The 15,493-nt window shown below is 68.8% G+C and carries 16 protein-coding genes; 7 read left to right on the top strand and 9 right to left on the bottom strand.

The annotated features are described in order from the left end of the window. Positions 1 to 8 precede the first annotated feature (8 nt). The 4 genes from sigM (at position 9) to trxA (ending at position 3,247) form a co-directional block, all read left to right on the top strand. Positions 9 to 728: an RNA polymerase sigma factor SigM gene (gene sigM, locus ACFYO9_RS24725; RefSeq protein WP_388666602.1), complete on the top strand. Its 720-nt coding sequence runs from the start codon at positions 9 to 11 to the stop codon at positions 726 to 728. Continuing rightward, the gene (locus ACFYO9_RS24720) at positions 725 to 1,675 is read left to right on the top strand and encodes a zf-HC2 domain-containing protein (protein WP_355812111.1); all 951 of its coding nucleotides are present in this window, start codon (positions 725 to 727) and stop codon (positions 1,673 to 1,675) included. Before sigM ends, ACFYO9_RS24720 begins: the two co-directional genes overlap by 4 nt. 214 nt (positions 1,676 to 1,889) lie before the next feature. Next, entirely contained in the window at positions 1,890 to 2,867 is a 978-nt protein-coding gene (trxB, locus tag ACFYO9_RS24715; protein ID WP_355812114.1) for a thioredoxin-disulfide reductase, read from the top strand. 50 nt (positions 2,868 to 2,917) lie between these two features. Continuing rightward, positions 2,918 to 3,247 (top strand): thioredoxin, encoded by a 330-nt coding sequence (trxA, locus tag ACFYO9_RS24710; RefSeq protein WP_358778434.1) that lies wholly within the window; start codon positions 2,918 to 2,920, stop codon positions 3,245 to 3,247. An 87-nt stretch (positions 3,248 to 3,334) separates the two neighbouring features. On the opposite strand, the gene ACFYO9_RS24705 is transcribed toward trxA, so the two are convergent. The 9 genes from ACFYO9_RS24705 to rpmH form a co-directional block, all read right to left on the bottom strand. After that, positions 3,335 to 3,952 (bottom strand): GNAT family N-acetyltransferase, encoded by a 618-nt coding sequence (locus tag ACFYO9_RS24705; RefSeq protein WP_358778433.1) that lies wholly within the window; start codon positions 3,950 to 3,952, stop codon positions 3,335 to 3,337. 162 nt (positions 3,953 to 4,114) lie between these two features. Continuing rightward, entirely contained in the window at positions 4,115 to 5,245 is a 1,131-nt protein-coding gene (locus ACFYO9_RS24700; protein WP_358778432.1) for a ParB/RepB/Spo0J family partition protein, read from the bottom strand. Beyond that, the gene (locus tag ACFYO9_RS24695; RefSeq protein WP_355812127.1) at positions 5,242 to 6,318 is read right to left on the bottom strand and encodes a ParA family protein; all 1,077 of its coding nucleotides are present in this window, start codon (positions 6,316 to 6,318) and stop codon (positions 5,242 to 5,244) included. Before ACFYO9_RS24695 ends, ACFYO9_RS24700 begins: the two co-directional genes overlap by 4 nt. Positions 6,319 to 6,617: 299 nt before the next feature. After that, the gene (rsmG, locus tag ACFYO9_RS24690) at positions 6,618 to 7,334 is read right to left on the bottom strand and encodes a 16S rRNA (guanine(527)-N(7))-methyltransferase RsmG (RefSeq protein WP_358710011.1); all 717 of its coding nucleotides are present in this window, start codon (positions 7,332 to 7,334) and stop codon (positions 6,618 to 6,620) included. Positions 7,335 to 7,434: 100 nt separating this feature from the next. Next, the gene (locus tag ACFYO9_RS24685) at positions 7,435 to 7,950 is read right to left on the bottom strand and encodes a R3H domain-containing nucleic acid-binding protein (RefSeq protein ID WP_358778431.1); all 516 of its coding nucleotides are present in this window, start codon (positions 7,948 to 7,950) and stop codon (positions 7,435 to 7,437) included. A 14-nt stretch (positions 7,951 to 7,964) separates the two neighbouring features. Beyond that, complete coding sequence (gene yidC / locus ACFYO9_RS24680) at positions 7,965 to 9,281, bottom strand: membrane protein insertase YidC (RefSeq protein ID WP_355812136.1); 1,317 nt, start codon at positions 9,279 to 9,281, stop codon at positions 7,965 to 7,967. Positions 9,282 to 9,284: 3 nt separating this feature from the next. Then, the gene (gene yidD, locus ACFYO9_RS24675) at positions 9,285 to 9,641 is read right to left on the bottom strand and encodes a membrane protein insertion efficiency factor YidD (RefSeq protein WP_355812139.1); all 357 of its coding nucleotides are present in this window, start codon (positions 9,639 to 9,641) and stop codon (positions 9,285 to 9,287) included. Next, entirely contained in the window at positions 9,638 to 10,009 is a 372-nt protein-coding gene (rnpA, locus tag ACFYO9_RS24670; RefSeq protein WP_355812142.1) for a ribonuclease P protein component, read from the bottom strand. The genes yidD and rnpA overlap by 4 nt, the downstream gene beginning before the upstream one ends. Before the next feature lie 21 nt (positions 10,010 to 10,030). Then, complete coding sequence (rpmH, locus tag ACFYO9_RS24665; RefSeq protein WP_006381191.1) at positions 10,031 to 10,168, bottom strand: 50S ribosomal protein L34; 138 nt, start codon at positions 10,166 to 10,168, stop codon at positions 10,031 to 10,033. Positions 10,169 to 10,535: 367 nt separating this feature from the next. Here rpmH and dnaA point away from each other — a divergent pair, with 367 nt between their 5' ends. The 3 genes from dnaA (at position 10,536) to gnd (ending at position 15,485) form a co-directional block, all read left to right on the top strand. Continuing rightward, entirely contained in the window at positions 10,536 to 12,437 is a 1,902-nt protein-coding gene (gene dnaA / locus ACFYO9_RS24660) for a chromosomal replication initiator protein DnaA (RefSeq protein WP_358778430.1), read from the top strand. A 943-nt stretch (positions 12,438 to 13,380) separates the two neighbouring features. Then, positions 13,381 to 14,511: a DNA polymerase III subunit beta gene (gene dnaN / locus ACFYO9_RS24655; protein WP_355812149.1), complete on the top strand. Its 1,131-nt coding sequence runs from the start codon at positions 13,381 to 13,383 to the stop codon at positions 14,509 to 14,511. Positions 14,512 to 14,600: 89 nt separating this feature from the next. Continuing rightward, positions 14,601 to 15,485, top strand: coding sequence for a phosphogluconate dehydrogenase (NAD(+)-dependent, decarboxylating) (gnd, locus tag ACFYO9_RS24650; RefSeq protein WP_355812153.1), 885 nt, complete (start codon positions 14,601 to 14,603; stop codon positions 15,483 to 15,485). Positions 15,486 to 15,493 lie beyond the last annotated feature (8 nt).

Here is a 15,493-nt window from a genome sequence, read left to right as displayed (position 1 = left end):
ACGGCGACATGAGTGACAAGGACCTCCTCGCCCGCCATGTCGCGGGCGACAAGGACGCCTTCGGCGAGATCGTGCGGCGCCACCGCGACCGGCTCTGGGCCGTGGCGCTGCGCACCCTCGGGGACCGCGAGGAGGCGGCCGACGCGGTGCAGGACGCGCTGGTCTCCGCCTACCGCGCGGCCCACACCTTCCGGGGGCAGTCGGCCGTGACGACGTGGCTGCACCGCATCACCGTGAACGCCTGTCTCGACCGGGCGCGCAAGGCAGCCTCCCGCAAGACCTCCCCGATCGATGACGCCGAACGTCTCGAGCAGCTCCTGGAGCCGGAGGAGTCCGCCGCCGCGCCGGTGGAGCGCGGCGACCTGCACCGGGAACTCGTGGAGGCGCTCGGCACCCTCCCGCCCGAACAACGGGCCGCGCTCGTCCTGGTCGACATGCAGGGTTATCCGGTGGCCGAGGCCGCCGATGTGCTCGACGTCCCCACCGGCACGGTCAAGAGCCGCTGCGCTCGCGGCAGAGCCAGACTGCTGCCGCTCCTCAGCCACCTGCGGACGGAGCCGCCTCCGGGCAACGGAGACGACGGCGGCGCCGCGGGCGACGGACAGAGCAAGAAGCCCGACGCCGGAAGGAACCGGACGCAGGAGCCATCCGTCCCACCGGCAGCAGGACCACGGGATACGGGAACGAGCGATTCAGCTGCTGTGAAGGGCGGAGGTGGGCGAGCGTGACAACCACGACCGACTCGGCAGGGCATCCGGACGTCGCCGAGATCTCCGACCTGACCGAGGGTCTGCTCTCTCCGTCGCGTACCAGCGAGGTGCGGAGCCATCTGGCCGGCTGTGAGCTCTGCGCCGACGTCCACGCCTCACTGGAGGAGATCCGTGGCCTGCTCGGCACCCTGCCGGGCCCGCCGCGCATGCCGGATGACGTGGCCGGGCGCATCGATGCCGCGCTGGCGGCCGAGGCACTGCTGGACTCCACGACCGCCGACGGCATTCCCGCCGACGCGGTCCCCGAGCCCGTGGCCGTGGGCTCGGCATCCGCGAGCGCGCATGTTTCACGTGAAACAACGACCGCCCCCGCGCTCTCCGGGACCGCCACCGACCGCCCCGCCGGTCATTCCCGTGCGGCCACCGGCCCGGGGCGCGGAGGCCGGCTGCGGGGCACCCGCCGACGCACCGCGGTACTCGGCGCCGTCTTCACCGCGGCCGCCATCGGCCTCGGCACCCTGCTGACACAGACCATGGGGAGTGACCCCGGCGGGACGCCCGCGTCCGCATCGAAACGGCCGAACTCCGCGGAGGCCTTCTCCGGGAAAGAGCTCAAGGGCCGCGTCGCCGACCTCCTCGACAAGAACCACGCCAAGAAGTCCCCGGGGAAGTCTGAGGCATCGACGCCGTCCTTCGCTCCCCGCTCCAGCCCGCAGTCGCCCAAGATGGACTCCACGCTGCGAGCGGTCGAGGTTCCGGAGTGCATCCAGCGCGGCATCGGCGACAGGACTCCGCTCGCCGCTGAGGAGGGCTCGTACGAGGGCAAGCGCGCCTACCTCGTCGTGGTGCCCCATGACTCCGACAGCGACATGGTCTCCGCGTATGTCGTCGATGCCGCCTGTGTGGGCACGTCTTCGCCGTCCGCGGGCAAGGTCCTCGTGACACACGCTTACCCGCAGGGCTGACGTCCCCGGGGTTTTCCTCGCGCCGTTCTGCGGGTACTCAACGCTGCTGCCAGCGGTCTTGTGGCGCATGGCACTCTCCCTCCTCGCCCGCTCCCGTGCGCGCGGACGTGTCGGGGAATGCACGCCCCGTAGGATCCGTTGGGTGGGGTGAGAGTCCTGATACAGGTACCCCGCCAGCAGTACGCAGCAGTCCCCAGAGACGAGGAATCAAGCCGTGACCGACGTCCGTAACGTGATCATCATCGGCTCCGGGCCCGCCGGCTACACGGCGGCGCTCTACACCGCGCGCGCGTCGCTGAAGCCGCTGGTGTTCGAGGGCGCCGTCACCGCCGGCGGTGCGCTGATGAACACCACCGAGGTGGAGAACTTCCCCGGCTTCCAGGACGGCGTCATGGGCCCCGAGCTCATGGACAACATGCGGGCCCAGGCCGAGCGCTTCGGCGCCGAGCTCGTGCCCGACGACGTCGTCGCCGTCGACCTCAGCGGTGAGATCAAGACCGTGACGGACACCGCGGGCACCGTGCACCGCGCGAAGGCCGTCATCGTCACCACCGGCTCCCAGCACCGCAAGCTGGGCCTGCCGAACGAGGACGCCCTCTCCGGCCGCGGTGTCTCCTGGTGCGCCACCTGTGACGGGTTCTTCTTCAAGGACCAGGACATCGCCGTGATCGGCGGCGGCGACACCGCGATGGAGGAGGCCACCTTCCTCTCGCGCTTCGCCAAGTCCGTGACGATCGTGCACCGCCGCGACACCCTGCGCGCCTCCAAGGCGATGCAGGAGCGCGCCTTCGCCGACCCGAAGATCTCGTTCATCTGGGACAGCGAGATCGCCGAGATCAAGGGTGACCCGAAGCTCGAGGGTCTGACGCTGCGCAACCTGAAGACGGGCGAGACGTCTGCGCTGCCGGTGACGGGTCTGTTCATCGCGATCGGCCACGACCCGCGCACCGAGCTCTTCAAGGGCCAGCTCGAGCTGGACGACGAGGGGTACCTGAAGGTCGAGGCGCCGTCCACCCGGACGAACCTGACCGGTGTCTTCGGCGCCGGTGACGTCGTCGACCACACCTACCGTCAGGCCATCACGGCGGCCGGCACCGGCTGCTCGGCCGCTCTCGACGCCGAACGTTTCCTGGCGGCGCTCTCCGACGCCGAGGCGGCGGAGCCCGAGAAGACCCCGACCGCCAGCGTCTGACCCCTCCCTCCCCCCTCCCGTGCACCATCCCGAGAAATGAGGAGCCCGCAGTGGCCAACCTGAAGAACGTGACGGACGCCTCCTTCGAGGAAGACGTTCTCAAGAGCGACAAGCCCGTCCTGGTGGACTTCTGGGCCGCCTGGTGCGGCCCGTGCCGTCAGATCGCCCCGTCCCTCGAGGCCATCGCCGCTGAGCACGGCGACAAGATCGAGGTCGTCAAGCTCAACATCGACGAGAACCCGGGCACCGCCGCCAAGTACGGCGTCATGTCGATCCCGACCCTGAACGTCTACCAGGGCGGCGAGGTCGCCAAGACCATCGTCGGTGCCAAGCCGAAGGCCGCGATCGTCCGCGACCTCGAGGACTTCATCGCCGAGTAATCAGCGACGATGTTTCACGTGAAACACGAATGGACCAGTCCCTCCGGGGGCTGGTCCATTCGTCGTTCGGCTACGCGGTCGCCCGGCTCATAGCGGTCGGAGTGCGGGTTCCTTCTGGACCGCACCCAGCAGTCGGTCGAGCGCCAGCTCGACGTCCTCCTTCCAGGAGAGCGTCGTGCGCAGTTCGAGCCGCAGCCGTGGATAGGCAAGGTGGGGGCGGACCGTCTTGAAACCCACCGCCAGCAGGTGATCGGCGGGCAGCAGACACGCCGGCTTCTCCCAGCGCGCGTCCCCGAAGGCCTCGATCGCCTTGAAGCCCCTGCGCAGCAGATCCTTCGCCACCGTCTGGACCATCACCCGGCCCAGCCCCTGACCCTGGTAGCCCGGCATGATCCAAGCGGTCATCAACTGCACGGCGTCCGGGGCGACCGGGCTCGTGGGGAAGGCCGTGGAGCGCGGCACATACGCCGGCGGCGCGTAGAGCACGAAGCCCACCGGCATGTCGTCGACATAGACCACGCGGCCGCAGGATCCCCACTCCAGGAGGACGGCGGAGATCCACGATTCCTTCTCCAGCTCCGGGGTTCCGGCCTTGACCGCGGCCTGGCCGCTGACCGGGTCCAGCTCCCAGAAGACACACGTGCGGCACCGCTCGGGGAGATCCGGGAGGTTGTCCAGTGTGAGCGGTACGAGCCGACGCCCCATGAACGCGATTCCTCATTTCCCTCGGCCGCCCGTTTCGGCCGCCATACCCGCACGCATCGTATCGACGATGTGATTGCACCGAAACCGTAGGAAAGCAAAGAGCGGGCCGTGTTCCGGTACAGACCGGACACGGCCCGCTCTCGCGGTGCCGGGCTCTGCGGCTCAGGCTTCCTTGTCCCCGGACGTGCCCTCGGGGGTGTCGTCCGCGTCGGCCTCGGCCAGTCCGTTCTTCAGCACCGGTCCCTCTTCCGGGGCCAGCGTGCTGAGGATGCGCTCCAGGTCTTCCAGAGAGGCGAAGTCAACGACGATCTTCCCCTTCTTCTGGCCCAGGTCCACCCGGACCCGCGTCTCGAACCGGTCCGAGAGGCGGGTGGCGAGACTGGTCAGCGCCGGCGAGACGCGGGCTCCGGCGCGCGGCCCCTTGGCCTTCGGGGCGCTCTGCGGCCGGGACCCCATGAGCGTCACGATCTCCTCGACGGCGCGCACCGACAGCCCTTCGGCCACGATGCGGTGCGCCAGCCGGTCCTGCTCCTCCGAGTCCTCGACGGAGAGCAGCGCTCGGGCGTGCCCCGCGGAGAGGACTCCGGCGGCGACCCGGCGCTGCACGGCCGGCGAGAGCTTCAGCAGCCGCAGCGTGTTGGAGACCTGCGGACGGGACCGGCCGATGCGGTCCGCCAGCTGATCGTGCGTGCAGTTGAAGTCCTTGAGCAACTGGTCGTAGGCCGCGGCCTCTTCCAGCGGGTTCAGCTGGGCGCGGTGCAGGTTCTCGAGCAGCGCGTCCAGGAGGAGCTTCTCGTCCTCCGTGGCCCGCACGATGGCGGGGATCCGCTCCAGGCCTGCCTCCCGGCAGGCCCGCCAGCGCCGCTCACCCATGATGAGCTCATAGCGCGCGGGGCCCAACTGCCGGACGACGACCGGCTGGAGGAGCCCGACCTCCTTGATGGAGGTCACCAGCTCGGCGAGTGCGTCCTCGTCGAACACCACACGTGGCTGCTGCGGGTTGGGTGTGATGGAGTCCAGCGGCAGCTCGGCGAAGTACGCCCCGGCGACCGTCTGGTCCTCCGCCGGTGCCTCCGCGGCCTGGCGAGGCGGCTCGGCCGTTTCACGTGAAACAGGGCTCTGGGGGAGCGCCGTCACCTTCGCGGCCGCCACTCCACGCTCGGCCGTCAGCACCGGCACCGCCGAGGGGGAAGCCGAGGCTCCGCCCGCACTCGGTGAGGGCTGCCTCTCCGTCGGGGCTGCAGGGATCAGGGCGCCGAGGCCTCGGCCCAGTCCCCTCCGTCGCTCGCTCACTGCATCCCCTCCGTCATGCTGTGCTGGTCGTTCTGGGCGCCCACGTGGGCGTGCTGGGCGTCGTAGCGCACTCCGACCCCGCGCAGCGCGATTTCTCGTGCCGCTTCGAAGTAGGAGAGGGCCCCGCTCGACCCCGGGTCGTAGGTGAGCACCGTCTGGCCGTAGCTCGGCGCTTCGGAGATACGGACCGACCGCGGAATGCTCGTCCGCAGGACCTCCTCGCCGAAGTGGCTGCGCACCTCGTCCGCCACCTGGGAGGCGAGCCGGGTCCTGCCGTCGTACATGGTGAGCAGGATCGTCGACACATGCAGGTTCGGGTTCAGGTGCCCGCGGACCAGATCGACGTTCCTCAGGAGCTGACCGAGCCCTTCCAGCGCGTAATACTCACACTGGATGGGGATCAGCACCTCCGCGCCGGCCACCAGGGCGTTGACCGTCAACAGGCCCAGGGAGGGCGGGCAGTCGATGAGGATGTAGTCCAGCGGCTGTTCGTACGCCTGGATCGCCCGCTGCAACCGGCTCTCCCGCGCCACCAGCGACACCAGCTCGATCTCCGCACCGGCGAGATCGATGGTGGCCGGGGCGCAGAAGAGTCCCTCGACATCGGACACCGGCTGTACGACGTCGGAGAGCGGCTTGCTCTCCACCAGCACATCGTAGATGGACGGCACTTCGGCGTGATGGTCGATACCGAGAGCCGTGGAGGCGTTGCCCTGCGGGTCCAGGTCGATCACCAGGACGCGGGCGCCGTGCAGAGCGAGCGAGGCGGCGAGATTGACGGTCGTCGTCGTCTTGCCCACCCCGCCCTTCTGGTTGGCGACCACCATGACGCGGGTCTGCTCGGGGCGCGGCAGGCCTTCGCCTGCACGGCCGAGTGCTTCTACTGCCAGTTGGGCAGCACGACCGATGGGTGTGTCGTCCATCGGGGTCGGTGTTTCACGTGAAACATCCTCCCCCGCCGACTCGGTACGGGGACCGGGGACCGGATCGGTCATCGGTCCCGCGATGTTGGCGTCGGACCGCAAGGATTCACTCTCCTCGACATCAGGCTCGCAATGAACAGAGCCTCCCATGCTTTGAGGGTCATGAACCAGCGAGGCCCGGTCTTCTGTGGACGAATCCACCTCTGTGGAAAACTCCGTCCCCTTATCGAGGGAACCGAGTGGCCGGCGGTCGCGAGGTTCCGCAGCGCGGCCGCGACTGATGATGCCATGCAGCAGTGAGCGACGTTTCACGTGAAACACGATGCACGGCAGCCGGGGTGCCGCTGGTGCGACACCCCGGTATGCGTACGTTTGGCAGCTTGTGTGGAGTACGGCTCGTCGTCAGGACGGATCAGCGACGCCGGCTTGGGAGCGCCGGGCGGCGCGCCTCAGCGGCGTCGGCGCGTGCGGCCGGTGCGGGCCGCCTTGGCTCGCTTCGCTGCGAAGCGCACGCCGCCGGGGCTCTCTCCGACCTCGACCCGTACGACCGTGGACTGTGGGTCCACCACGCCCTCGCCGACCTGCAGCACCGAGATGTCCACCGCGCCCAGCTTGCTCAGCGCGGCGCCCGCCGCCTTGACCTCTTCCTCGGCCGTGTCGCCCTTGAGGAGCAGCATCTCTCCGTACGGGCGGAGCAGCGGGACACCCCAGGCCGCAAGGCGGTCCAGCGGTGCGACGGCTCGCGCGGTCACGACGTGGACGGGAGGCAGCTTGCCGAGGACTTCCTCGGCGCGGCCCCGCACCACCGTGACGTGGTCGAGGCCGAGCAGCTCGACGACCTCGGTGAGGAAGTTCGTGCGCCGCAGCAGCGGCTCCAGGAGCGTGATCTTCAGGTCCGGGCGGACCAGGGCCAGGGGGATGCCGGGCAGCCCGGCGCCCGAGCCGACGTCGCACACGGTGACGCCCTCGGGCACCACCTCGGAGAGCACCGCGCAGTTCAGCAGATGCCGCTCCCACAGCCGTGGCACTTCGCGGGGGCCGATCAGGCCTCGCTGCACTCCCGCGTCGGCCAGCAGTTCCGCGTACCGGACCGCGTCCGAGAAGCGATCACCGAATACCGTCCGGGCCTCTTCGGGCGCCGGGGGGAGCTCCGCTGCCTCCGTCACGGGGGCCGTCCTTCCGTACCGCACTGGGGGTGGCTGACTATCAGGCTGACAAAGATCGGCCCCGCCTGCGAACAGACGGGGCCGGAGAACGCTGTGCCGATCAGGCAGGGAGAACGACGACGAAGCGCTGCGGCTCCTCGCCCTCGGACTCGCTGCGCAGGCCGGCGGCCTTGACCGCGTCATGCACGACCTTGCGCTCGAAAGGCGTCATCGGGTCGAGCTTGGCGGGCTCACCGGAGCTCTTCACGTCGGCCGCGGCCTTGGCGCCCAGCTCCGAGAGCTCCTCGCGCTTCTGGGCGCGGTAGCCCGCGATGTCCAGCATCAGGCGGCTGCGGTCACCCGTCTCACGGTGGACGGCGAGACGCGTGAGCTCCTGCAGGGCCTCCAGGACCTCACCGTCGCGGCCGACGAGCTTCTGCAGATCGCGGCCGTCGCTGTCGCTGATGATCGAGACAGCGGCCCGGTCGGCCTCGACGTCCATGTCGATGTCGCCGTCGAGGTCGGCGATGTCAAGCAGACCCTCGAGGTAGTCCGCGGCGATCTCGCCCTCCTGCTCGAGGCGGGAGAGGGTGTCGCCGACCTCGGCTGCGGCGGAGGTGGTGGTGCCTTCCGTCACTGGATGGGCTCCTTCTACTTCTTGGAGGACGGGTGCTTGGGCCGCTGCTGGCCCTTGCGCTGCTGTCCCGACTTGGCTCGGCTGCGCTGACCGGCGCCAGGCTGGTTGCCCTGCTTGGTGGTGTCACCGGCCGGCTTGGTCTTGGGGGAAGCGTCCTCGGGCTCGGCCGCGGTCTTCTCCAGCGAAGGCTTCGTCTCGGAGGAGACGTCCGCCTTGGTGGCGCCCGCCGCCTGCGTCGTGGCGGTCTGGCGCTTGGACTTGCTCTGGCGCTTGGGCTGCTGGCGCTTCGGGGCGCCCGGGCCGCCGGGCGTGCCGTCCTCGGTCTCGGTGAGGACGGTGGTGTCGCTCTCCACCACGGTGCCGTCGGCCTGGGCCGCGAGGCCCGCCTTGGTCAGACCGTTGATGAACTTGCGCTCGAACTCGTTGCGGTCGCGGCCCTTGGCGACGATCGCCTTGATGATGTTCGTGTTGCCGCGCCCCCGCACCTTCTTGGTGTGCGTGATCTGCTTCTGCAGACGCTCCAGGAAGGCGGCCTGGGCCTTGGAGCCGGGGGTGGGGTTACGGCGGATCACGAACATCTGCTGACCCATGGTCCACACGTTGGTGGTCAGCCAGTAGACGAGGACACCGACCGGGAAGTTGATGCCGAAGACGGCGAACATGACCGGGAAGACGTACATCAGCATCTTCTGCTGCTGCATGAACGGCGTCTTGACCGTTGTGTCGACGTTCTTCGTCATCAGCTGGCGCTGCGTGAAGAACTGCGACGCCGACATCATGATGATCATGATCGCGGTGACGACCCGGACATCGGTGAGGGTGGCGCCGAGGGAGGCGACCTTGTCCGCGTTGTCGGTGAACTTCGCGGCCAGCGGGGCACCGACGATGTGCGCCTTACGCGCGCTCTCCAGGAGCTGGTCGTCGATGACGCCGATCGTCTTGCCGGTCGCGATGCCGTTGAGCACGTGGTACAGCGCGAAGAAGAACGGCGACTGCGCCAGGATGGGAAGACACGAGGAGAGCGGGTTGGTACCCGACTCCTTGTACAGCTTCATCATCTCTTCGGACTGGCGCTGCTTGTCGCTCTTGTAGCGCTCCTGGATCTTCTTCATCTCGGGCTGCAGCGTCTGCATCGCCCGAGTCGCCTTGATCTGCTTCACGAAGAGCGGGATCAGGCAGATCCGGATCAGGATCACCAGGGACACGATGGACAGGCCCCAGGCCCAGCCCGTGTCGGGACCGAAGATCTTCCCGTACACCGAGTGGAACTGGACGATGACCCACGAAACTGGTGTCGTGATAAAGCTGAAGAGACTGGCAATCGTGTCCACTAATCAGGCTCCTTGAGCATGGGACGGGGTCTCGGTCTCGGCGGCCGTTCCAGGGGGGACTTCCCCGGTCGGGGCGCCTGCGGCGGAGGGCCCGCCCTTGCGTTCGCGCCAGGCGGCGCGCAGCATCTCGTGCCACCGCGGACGCTTGCGCGGCGGAACATGGTCGACGCCACCGAGCGACCACGGATTGCACCGCAGGATGCGCCAGGCAGTGAGCGCCGTTCCCTTGATCGCACCGTGCCGGTCGATGGCCAGGTAGCCGTAGCGAGAACACGACGGGTAGTACTTGCACACCGGGCCGAGCAGTGGACTGATCGTCCACTGGTACAGCTTGATCAGAGCCAGCAGCGGGTACTTCATCGCGCGCCCCCTCCCAGCAGCCGCTCCAAGGCGGCATCCAGGTCTCGGGCCAGCTGTGCATGGTCGGCGTCGCCCGCTCCGGGCAGCGCTCGTACTACTACCAGGCTACCGGGGGGCAGCTCGGCCACCCGGTCGCGCATCAGATGACGGAGTCTGCGCTTCACGGCGTTGCGTACGACCGCTCCGCCCACGGCCTTGCTGACGACGAAACCCGCACGTGTCGGGGGATGGCTCTCCCCTGGCACGTGCGGGTCCGTTGCGCCGCTGCGTAGATGGACGACGAGAAGCGGGCGTCCGGCCCGGCGTCCTCGGCGTACCGCGGTCGCGAAGTCTTCGCGCCGCCTCAGCCGATGCTCGGTAGGCAGCACGACGTCATGACCTGACTGAGATCAGGCGGACAGGCTGGCGCGACCCTTGCCACGACGGTTCGCAAGAATCGCGCGGCCGGCGCGGGTGCGCATCCGCAGGCGGAAGCCGTGGGTCTTGGCGCGGCGACGGTTGTTCGGCTGGAAGGTGCGCTTGCTCACTCGGGGGCTCCAGAAATGATCGTGTGGTGGCGGGACATCGCCTGGCTGTCACCGTGCGCCCACGAGAAGCTCGCGAATACGCACCGAGTGCACCGCTTCACAATCACAGATCGTGATCTTTGCCCATCGGAGGCAGGCGGCAGCAGCCATCGACAACTCGACCTGGTCACGGTACGCGGGGCTGCGCCATCCGGTCAAACCGGCTGTCGAGGGGAGACACTGTGCACAGCCTGTGGACAACAACTTGAACCGTACCCGTCGCCCTGACTACCGTGACGGAACTCCGATTCGTTCCCTTCCTTCTCCCCATCCCGATTTCCGTCCCGAGAACCACACGTTCGTGGGACCCCGTGAGAGAGCGTGCCCTGTGGCTGACGTACCTGCCGATCTTGCCGCAGTGTGGCCACGAGTTCTGGAACATCTGCTGGGTGAGGGCCGCGGGCAGGGCGTGGAGGCGAAGGACGAGCGGTGGCTGCGGAGCTGCCAGCCCCTGGCGCTCGTCGCCGACACCGCGCTGCTCGCCGTACCGAACGAATTCGCCAAGGGCGTACTGGAGGGGCGCCTCGCCCCCGTCGTCAGCGAGACCCTGAGCCGCGAGTGCGGCCGTCCGATCCGTATCGCCATCACGGTCGACGACTCCGTCGGCGAGCCCCCGGGCCCGCCCGTCCAGCACCAGGCGCCTCAACACCAGGCCCCCCAGCAACAGCAGTCACACCAGCAGCATCAGCAGCGCTACGAAGAGCCCGAGCTGCCGCCCGCCTCCGGGCAGGGGCACGAGGCGTACGACACCTACGGACGCCGTCCCGCGGACGAGCACCAGGGCGGGTCCCGGTCCGAGCAGCTGCCGACCGCGCGCCCGGCCTACCCCGACTACCAGCGCCCCGCTCCCGGCGCCTGGCCGCAGCAGCAGCCTCAGCAGCAGGACGACTACGGCTGGCAGCAGCCGCGGCTCGGCTTCCCCGACCGCGACCCGTACGCGAACCCGGTCCAGCAGCCGCAGCACGACTACCGCTCGCAGCCGCCGCAGGAGCGCTACGAGCAGCAGCGCTCCGAGCAGCACGACCGGCGCGAGCGCCACGACATGTCGGAGCCGCCCGGCGGCCACCGGGGCGGCGGTCACGGCACCCACGGCGGCCACGGCGTGCACCGGGGCGGCCCGGTCGGACCCACCTCGTCCAGCGGCGCCCCCGGCCCGCTCGCCGCGCAGCCGGCGCCCGCGACGGGGCCCGGTGAGCCCACCGCGCGCCTCAACCCGAAGTACCTCTTCGACACCTTCGTCATCGGTGCGTCGAACCGTTTCGCCCACGCGGCCGCGGTCGCCGTCGCCGAGGCGCCGGCGAAGGCGTACAACCCCCTCTTCATCTACGGGGAGTCGGGACTCGGCAAGACGCACCTGCTGCACGCGATCGGGCACTACGCCCGCAGCCTGTATCCCGGCACGCGCGTGCGCTACGTGAGCTCGGAGGAGTTCACCAACGAGTTCATCAACTCCATCCGCGACGGCAAGGGCGACAGCTTCCGCAAGCGCTACCGCGAGATGGACATCCTGCTCGTCGACGACATCCAGTTCCTCGCGGACAAGGAGTCGACGCAGGAGGAGTTCTTCCACACCTTCAATACGCTCCACAACGCGAACAAGCAGATCGTGCTCTCCAGCGACCGGCCGCCCAAGCAGCTGGTCACGCTGGAGGACCGGCTGCGCAACCGCTTCGAGTGGGGTCTGATCACCGACGTCCAGCCGCCGGAGCTGGAGACGCGCATCGCGATCCTTCGCAAGAAGGCGGTGCAGGAGCAGTTGAACGCGCCGCCGGAGGTGCTCGAGTTCATCGCGTCCCGGATCTCGCGGAACATCCGTGAGCTGGAGGGCGCGCTGATCAGAGTCACCGCGTTCGCGTCGCTGAACCGGCAGCCGGTGGACCTGGGGCTCACCGAGATCGTCCTGAAGGACCTGATCCCGGGCGGCGAGGACGCGGCTCCGGAGATCACCGCGACGGCCATCATGGCGGCGACCGCCGACTACTTCGGCCTGACGGTGGACGACCTGTGCGGATCCTCGCGCAGCCGCGTCCTGGTGACGGCCCGCCAGATCGCCATGTATCTGTGCCGGGAGCTGACCGACCTCTCCCTGCCGAAGATCGGCGCGCAGTTCGGCGGCCGTGACCACACGACCGTCATGCACGCCGACCGCAAGATCCGCGCGCTGATGGCCGAGCGCCGCTCCATCTACAACCAGGTCACCGAGCTCACCAACCGCATCAAGAACGGCTGACAGCGGCCGCGTCACTTCGCTGAGGGCGTCCCGGGACAACTCCTGGGGCGCCCTTTTTCGTCGTCCACGCGCGCGTGGAGGCCGTTTCGCAGGCCGCGGGGAGCCGTTACGCCCGCCGGGATCCGTACAGAGACGTCGTACGACGGCCTCCCGCTGTTCGATTTCCCCTGCTCATACGGCTGTTCTCCACAGATGTGCGTACTTTTTTCCCTCCACACCCTGGGGACCCAGAAGTTGTCCAGACGCTGTCCACAGGCGGCTCTGCTGAGGGATCATCAAGCCAGGTCAGGTGGCTGTGGATTCGTGGACGAAGACTCTCCACAGGCTGTGGAGGAAAATTTCGTCCACAGGCTGTGCATGAAGTTGTCCACCGGCGGCCCACAGGCTGGAGCTCGTTGTCCCCAGCTTTCCCCAGCTTCTCCACACGGCTGTCCACTGTTCGGCAACGCAACGCGCCCTCTCACCGGGTCGAGTGAAAGGCGTCACACCAAGGTGGTCGGTTGGCCTGTGGGGAAGCCGGGTAAAGCTGGGGACAGAGCTGGGGAGAAGTGGCCCCTCCCTGTGCATCGGGTGTGCAGAACTTTCGGCCGTCCACAGAAACCACCGGTTGTCCACCGGCTCCGCCCACAGGGTCAGTGGATAAAAAACCGGCACTGACCTGCGCTTTCGCGGTTATCCACGGTTTCCACAGCCCCTACTACTACTCCCAACTAGAGAGACCGGGGAAATGGTTTCGAAGTGGGGGCTGTGCACAACTCTCGCTCCGGAGCTCCGACACCGCTCGGCACGACTTGACCCCGACAGGCACCGACTGTCAGCGCGGTGCGTCAGACTGGTCCCCGGTGTCCTTCCCACGGCATGGCTGAGAGACACCGAGTCAGACGACGAGGGCCACAGGCCCAGCGGGCGAGAGCAGCCAGCAACAGCAGGAGGTCGGCTAACGGTGAAGATCCGGGTTGAACGCGACGTACTCGCGGAGGCAGTGGCCTGGGCGGCGCGCAGCCTCCCGGCCCGGCCGCCCGCGCCCGTCCTCGCGGGCCTGCTGCTGAAGGCCGAGGAAGGCGCTCTGAGCCTGTCGAGCTTCGACTACGAGGTCTCGGCGCGCGTCTCGGTGGACGCGGAGATCGACGAGGAAGGCACCGTCCTCGTGTCGGGCCGCCTGCTCGCGGACATCTGCCGCGCGCTCCCCAACCGTCCGGTGGAGATTTCCACAGACGGTGTACGGGCGACGGTGGTCTGCGGCTCCTCGCGGTTCACACTCCACACGCTTCCTGTGGAGGAGTACCCCGCGCTGCCGCAGATGCCGACCGCCACGGGCACCGTCCCCGGTGAGGTCTTCGCCTCGGCCGCCTCCCAGGTGGCCATCGCCGCGGGCCGCGACGACACGCTGCCGGTGCTGACCGGTGTGCGCATCGAGATCGAGGGCGACACGGTCACCCTGGCCTCCACCGACCGCTACCGCTTCGCGGTCCGTGAGTTCCTGTGGAAGCCGGAGAACCCCGAGGCGTCCGCCGTGGCCCTGGTGCCCGCCAAGACGCTCCTGGACACCGCCAAGGCCCTCACGAGCGGCGACACGGTCACCCTGGCCCTGTCCGGCTCGGGCGCCGGCGAGGGTCTGATCGGCTTCGAGGGCGCCGGGCGGCGTACGACGACGCGTCTCCTTGAGGGCGACCTGCCGAAGTACAAGACGCTCTTCCCCACGGAGTTCAACTCGATCGCGGTCATCGAGACCGCCCCGTTCGTCGAGGCCGTGAAGCGCGTGGCCCTGGTGGCCGAGCGGAACACTCCGGTGCGGCTCAGCTTCGAGCAGGGCGTGCTGATCCTGGAGGCCGGCTCCAGCGACGACGCACAGGCTGTGGAGAGGGTCGACGCGCAGCTCGAGGGCGACGACGTCTCGATCGCCTTCAACCCGACGTTCCTGCTCGACGGCCTCAGCGCGATCGACTCGCCGGTCGCCCAGCTGTCGTTCACCACGTCGACGAAGCCCGCGCTGCTCAGCGGCAGGCCGGCCATCGACGCGGAGGCCGACGACGCCTACAAGTACCTGATCATGCCGGTACGTCTGAGCGGCTGAGCCCACAGGTGTGCGCGTGCGTCCGGGCGTAGGCTCGGACGCAGGTACGAAAGTGCCGTAACGCCACCTCGCTAGTGAAGGAACCTCTGATGGAGCTCGGTCTCGTCGGCCTCGGCAAGATGGGCGGCAACATGCGCGAGCGCATCCGCCGCGCAGGTCACACCGTCATCGGATACGACCGCAACCCGGACGTCGCTGACGTCTCCAGCCTCGAGGAGCTGGTCGGCAAGCTCAAGGGCCCGCGGGTGGTGTGGGTGATGGTTCCGGCCGGAGCCGCGACCCAGTCCACCATCGACGAGCTCGGCGAGCTGCTGCAGCCCGGCGACGTCGTCGTGGACGGCGGAAACTCCCGCTGGACGGACGACGAGAAGCACGCCGAGGAGCTGAAGGCCAAGGGCATCGGCTTCGTGGACTGCGGCGTCTCCGGCGGCGTCTGGGGCCTGAAGAACGGCTACGCGCTGATGTACGGCGGCGACGCCGAGGACATCGCGAAGGTCCAGCCGGCCTTCGACGCGCTCAAGCCCGAGGGCGACTTCGGTTCGGTGCACGCGGGCAAGGTCGGCGCGGGCCACTTCTCGAAGATGGTCCACAACGGCATCGAGTACGCGATGATGCAGGCCTACGCCGAGGGCTGGGAGCTCCTGGAGAAGGTCGACTCCGTCACCGACGTCCGTGAGGTCTTCCGCTCCTGGCAGGAGGGCACGGTCATCCGTTCCTGGCTGCTCGACCTCGCGGTCAACGCCCTGGACGACGACGAGCACCTGGAGAAGCTGCGCGGCTTCGCGCAGGACTCCGGAGAGGGCCGCTGGACGGTGGAGGCCGCCATCGACAACGCGGTGCCGCTGCCGGCCATCACCGCCTCGCTCTTCGCGCGGTTCGCCTCGCGCCAGGACGACTCCCCGCAGATGAAGATGATCGCCGCGCTGCGCAACCAGTTCGGCGGCCACGCGGTGGAGTCCAAGAGCGAGAACTGATCCACAGC

The sequence above is a fragment of the Streptomyces sp. NPDC005863 genome (genome assembly GCF_042871345.1).
Lineage (GTDB): Bacteria > Actinomycetota > Actinomycetes > Streptomycetales > Streptomycetaceae > Streptomyces.
The sequence above is the reverse complement of the archived record's forward strand: the minus strand, read 5'-3'. Positions and strand labels throughout refer to the sequence as shown.

Excerpts from the sequence above, each read along its gene's own strand:
- sigM (WP_388666602.1), top strand. The coding sequence starts at position 9 with ATGAGTGACAAGGACCTCCTCGCCCGCCATGTCGCGGGCGACAAGGAC.
- ACFYO9_RS24705 (WP_358778433.1), bottom strand. The coding sequence starts at position 3,952 with ATGGGGCGTCGGCTCGTACCGCTCACACTGGACAACCTCCCGGATCTC.
- ACFYO9_RS24695 (WP_355812127.1), bottom strand. The coding sequence starts at position 6,318 with ATGGGAGGCTCTGTTCATTGCGAGCCTGATGTCGAGGAGAGTGAATCC.
- yidD (WP_355812139.1), bottom strand. The coding sequence starts at position 9,641 with ATGAAGTACCCGCTGCTGGCTCTGATCAAGCTGTACCAGTGGACGATC.
- gnd (WP_355812153.1), top strand. The coding sequence starts at position 14,601 with ATGGAGCTCGGTCTCGTCGGCCTCGGCAAGATGGGCGGCAACATGCGC.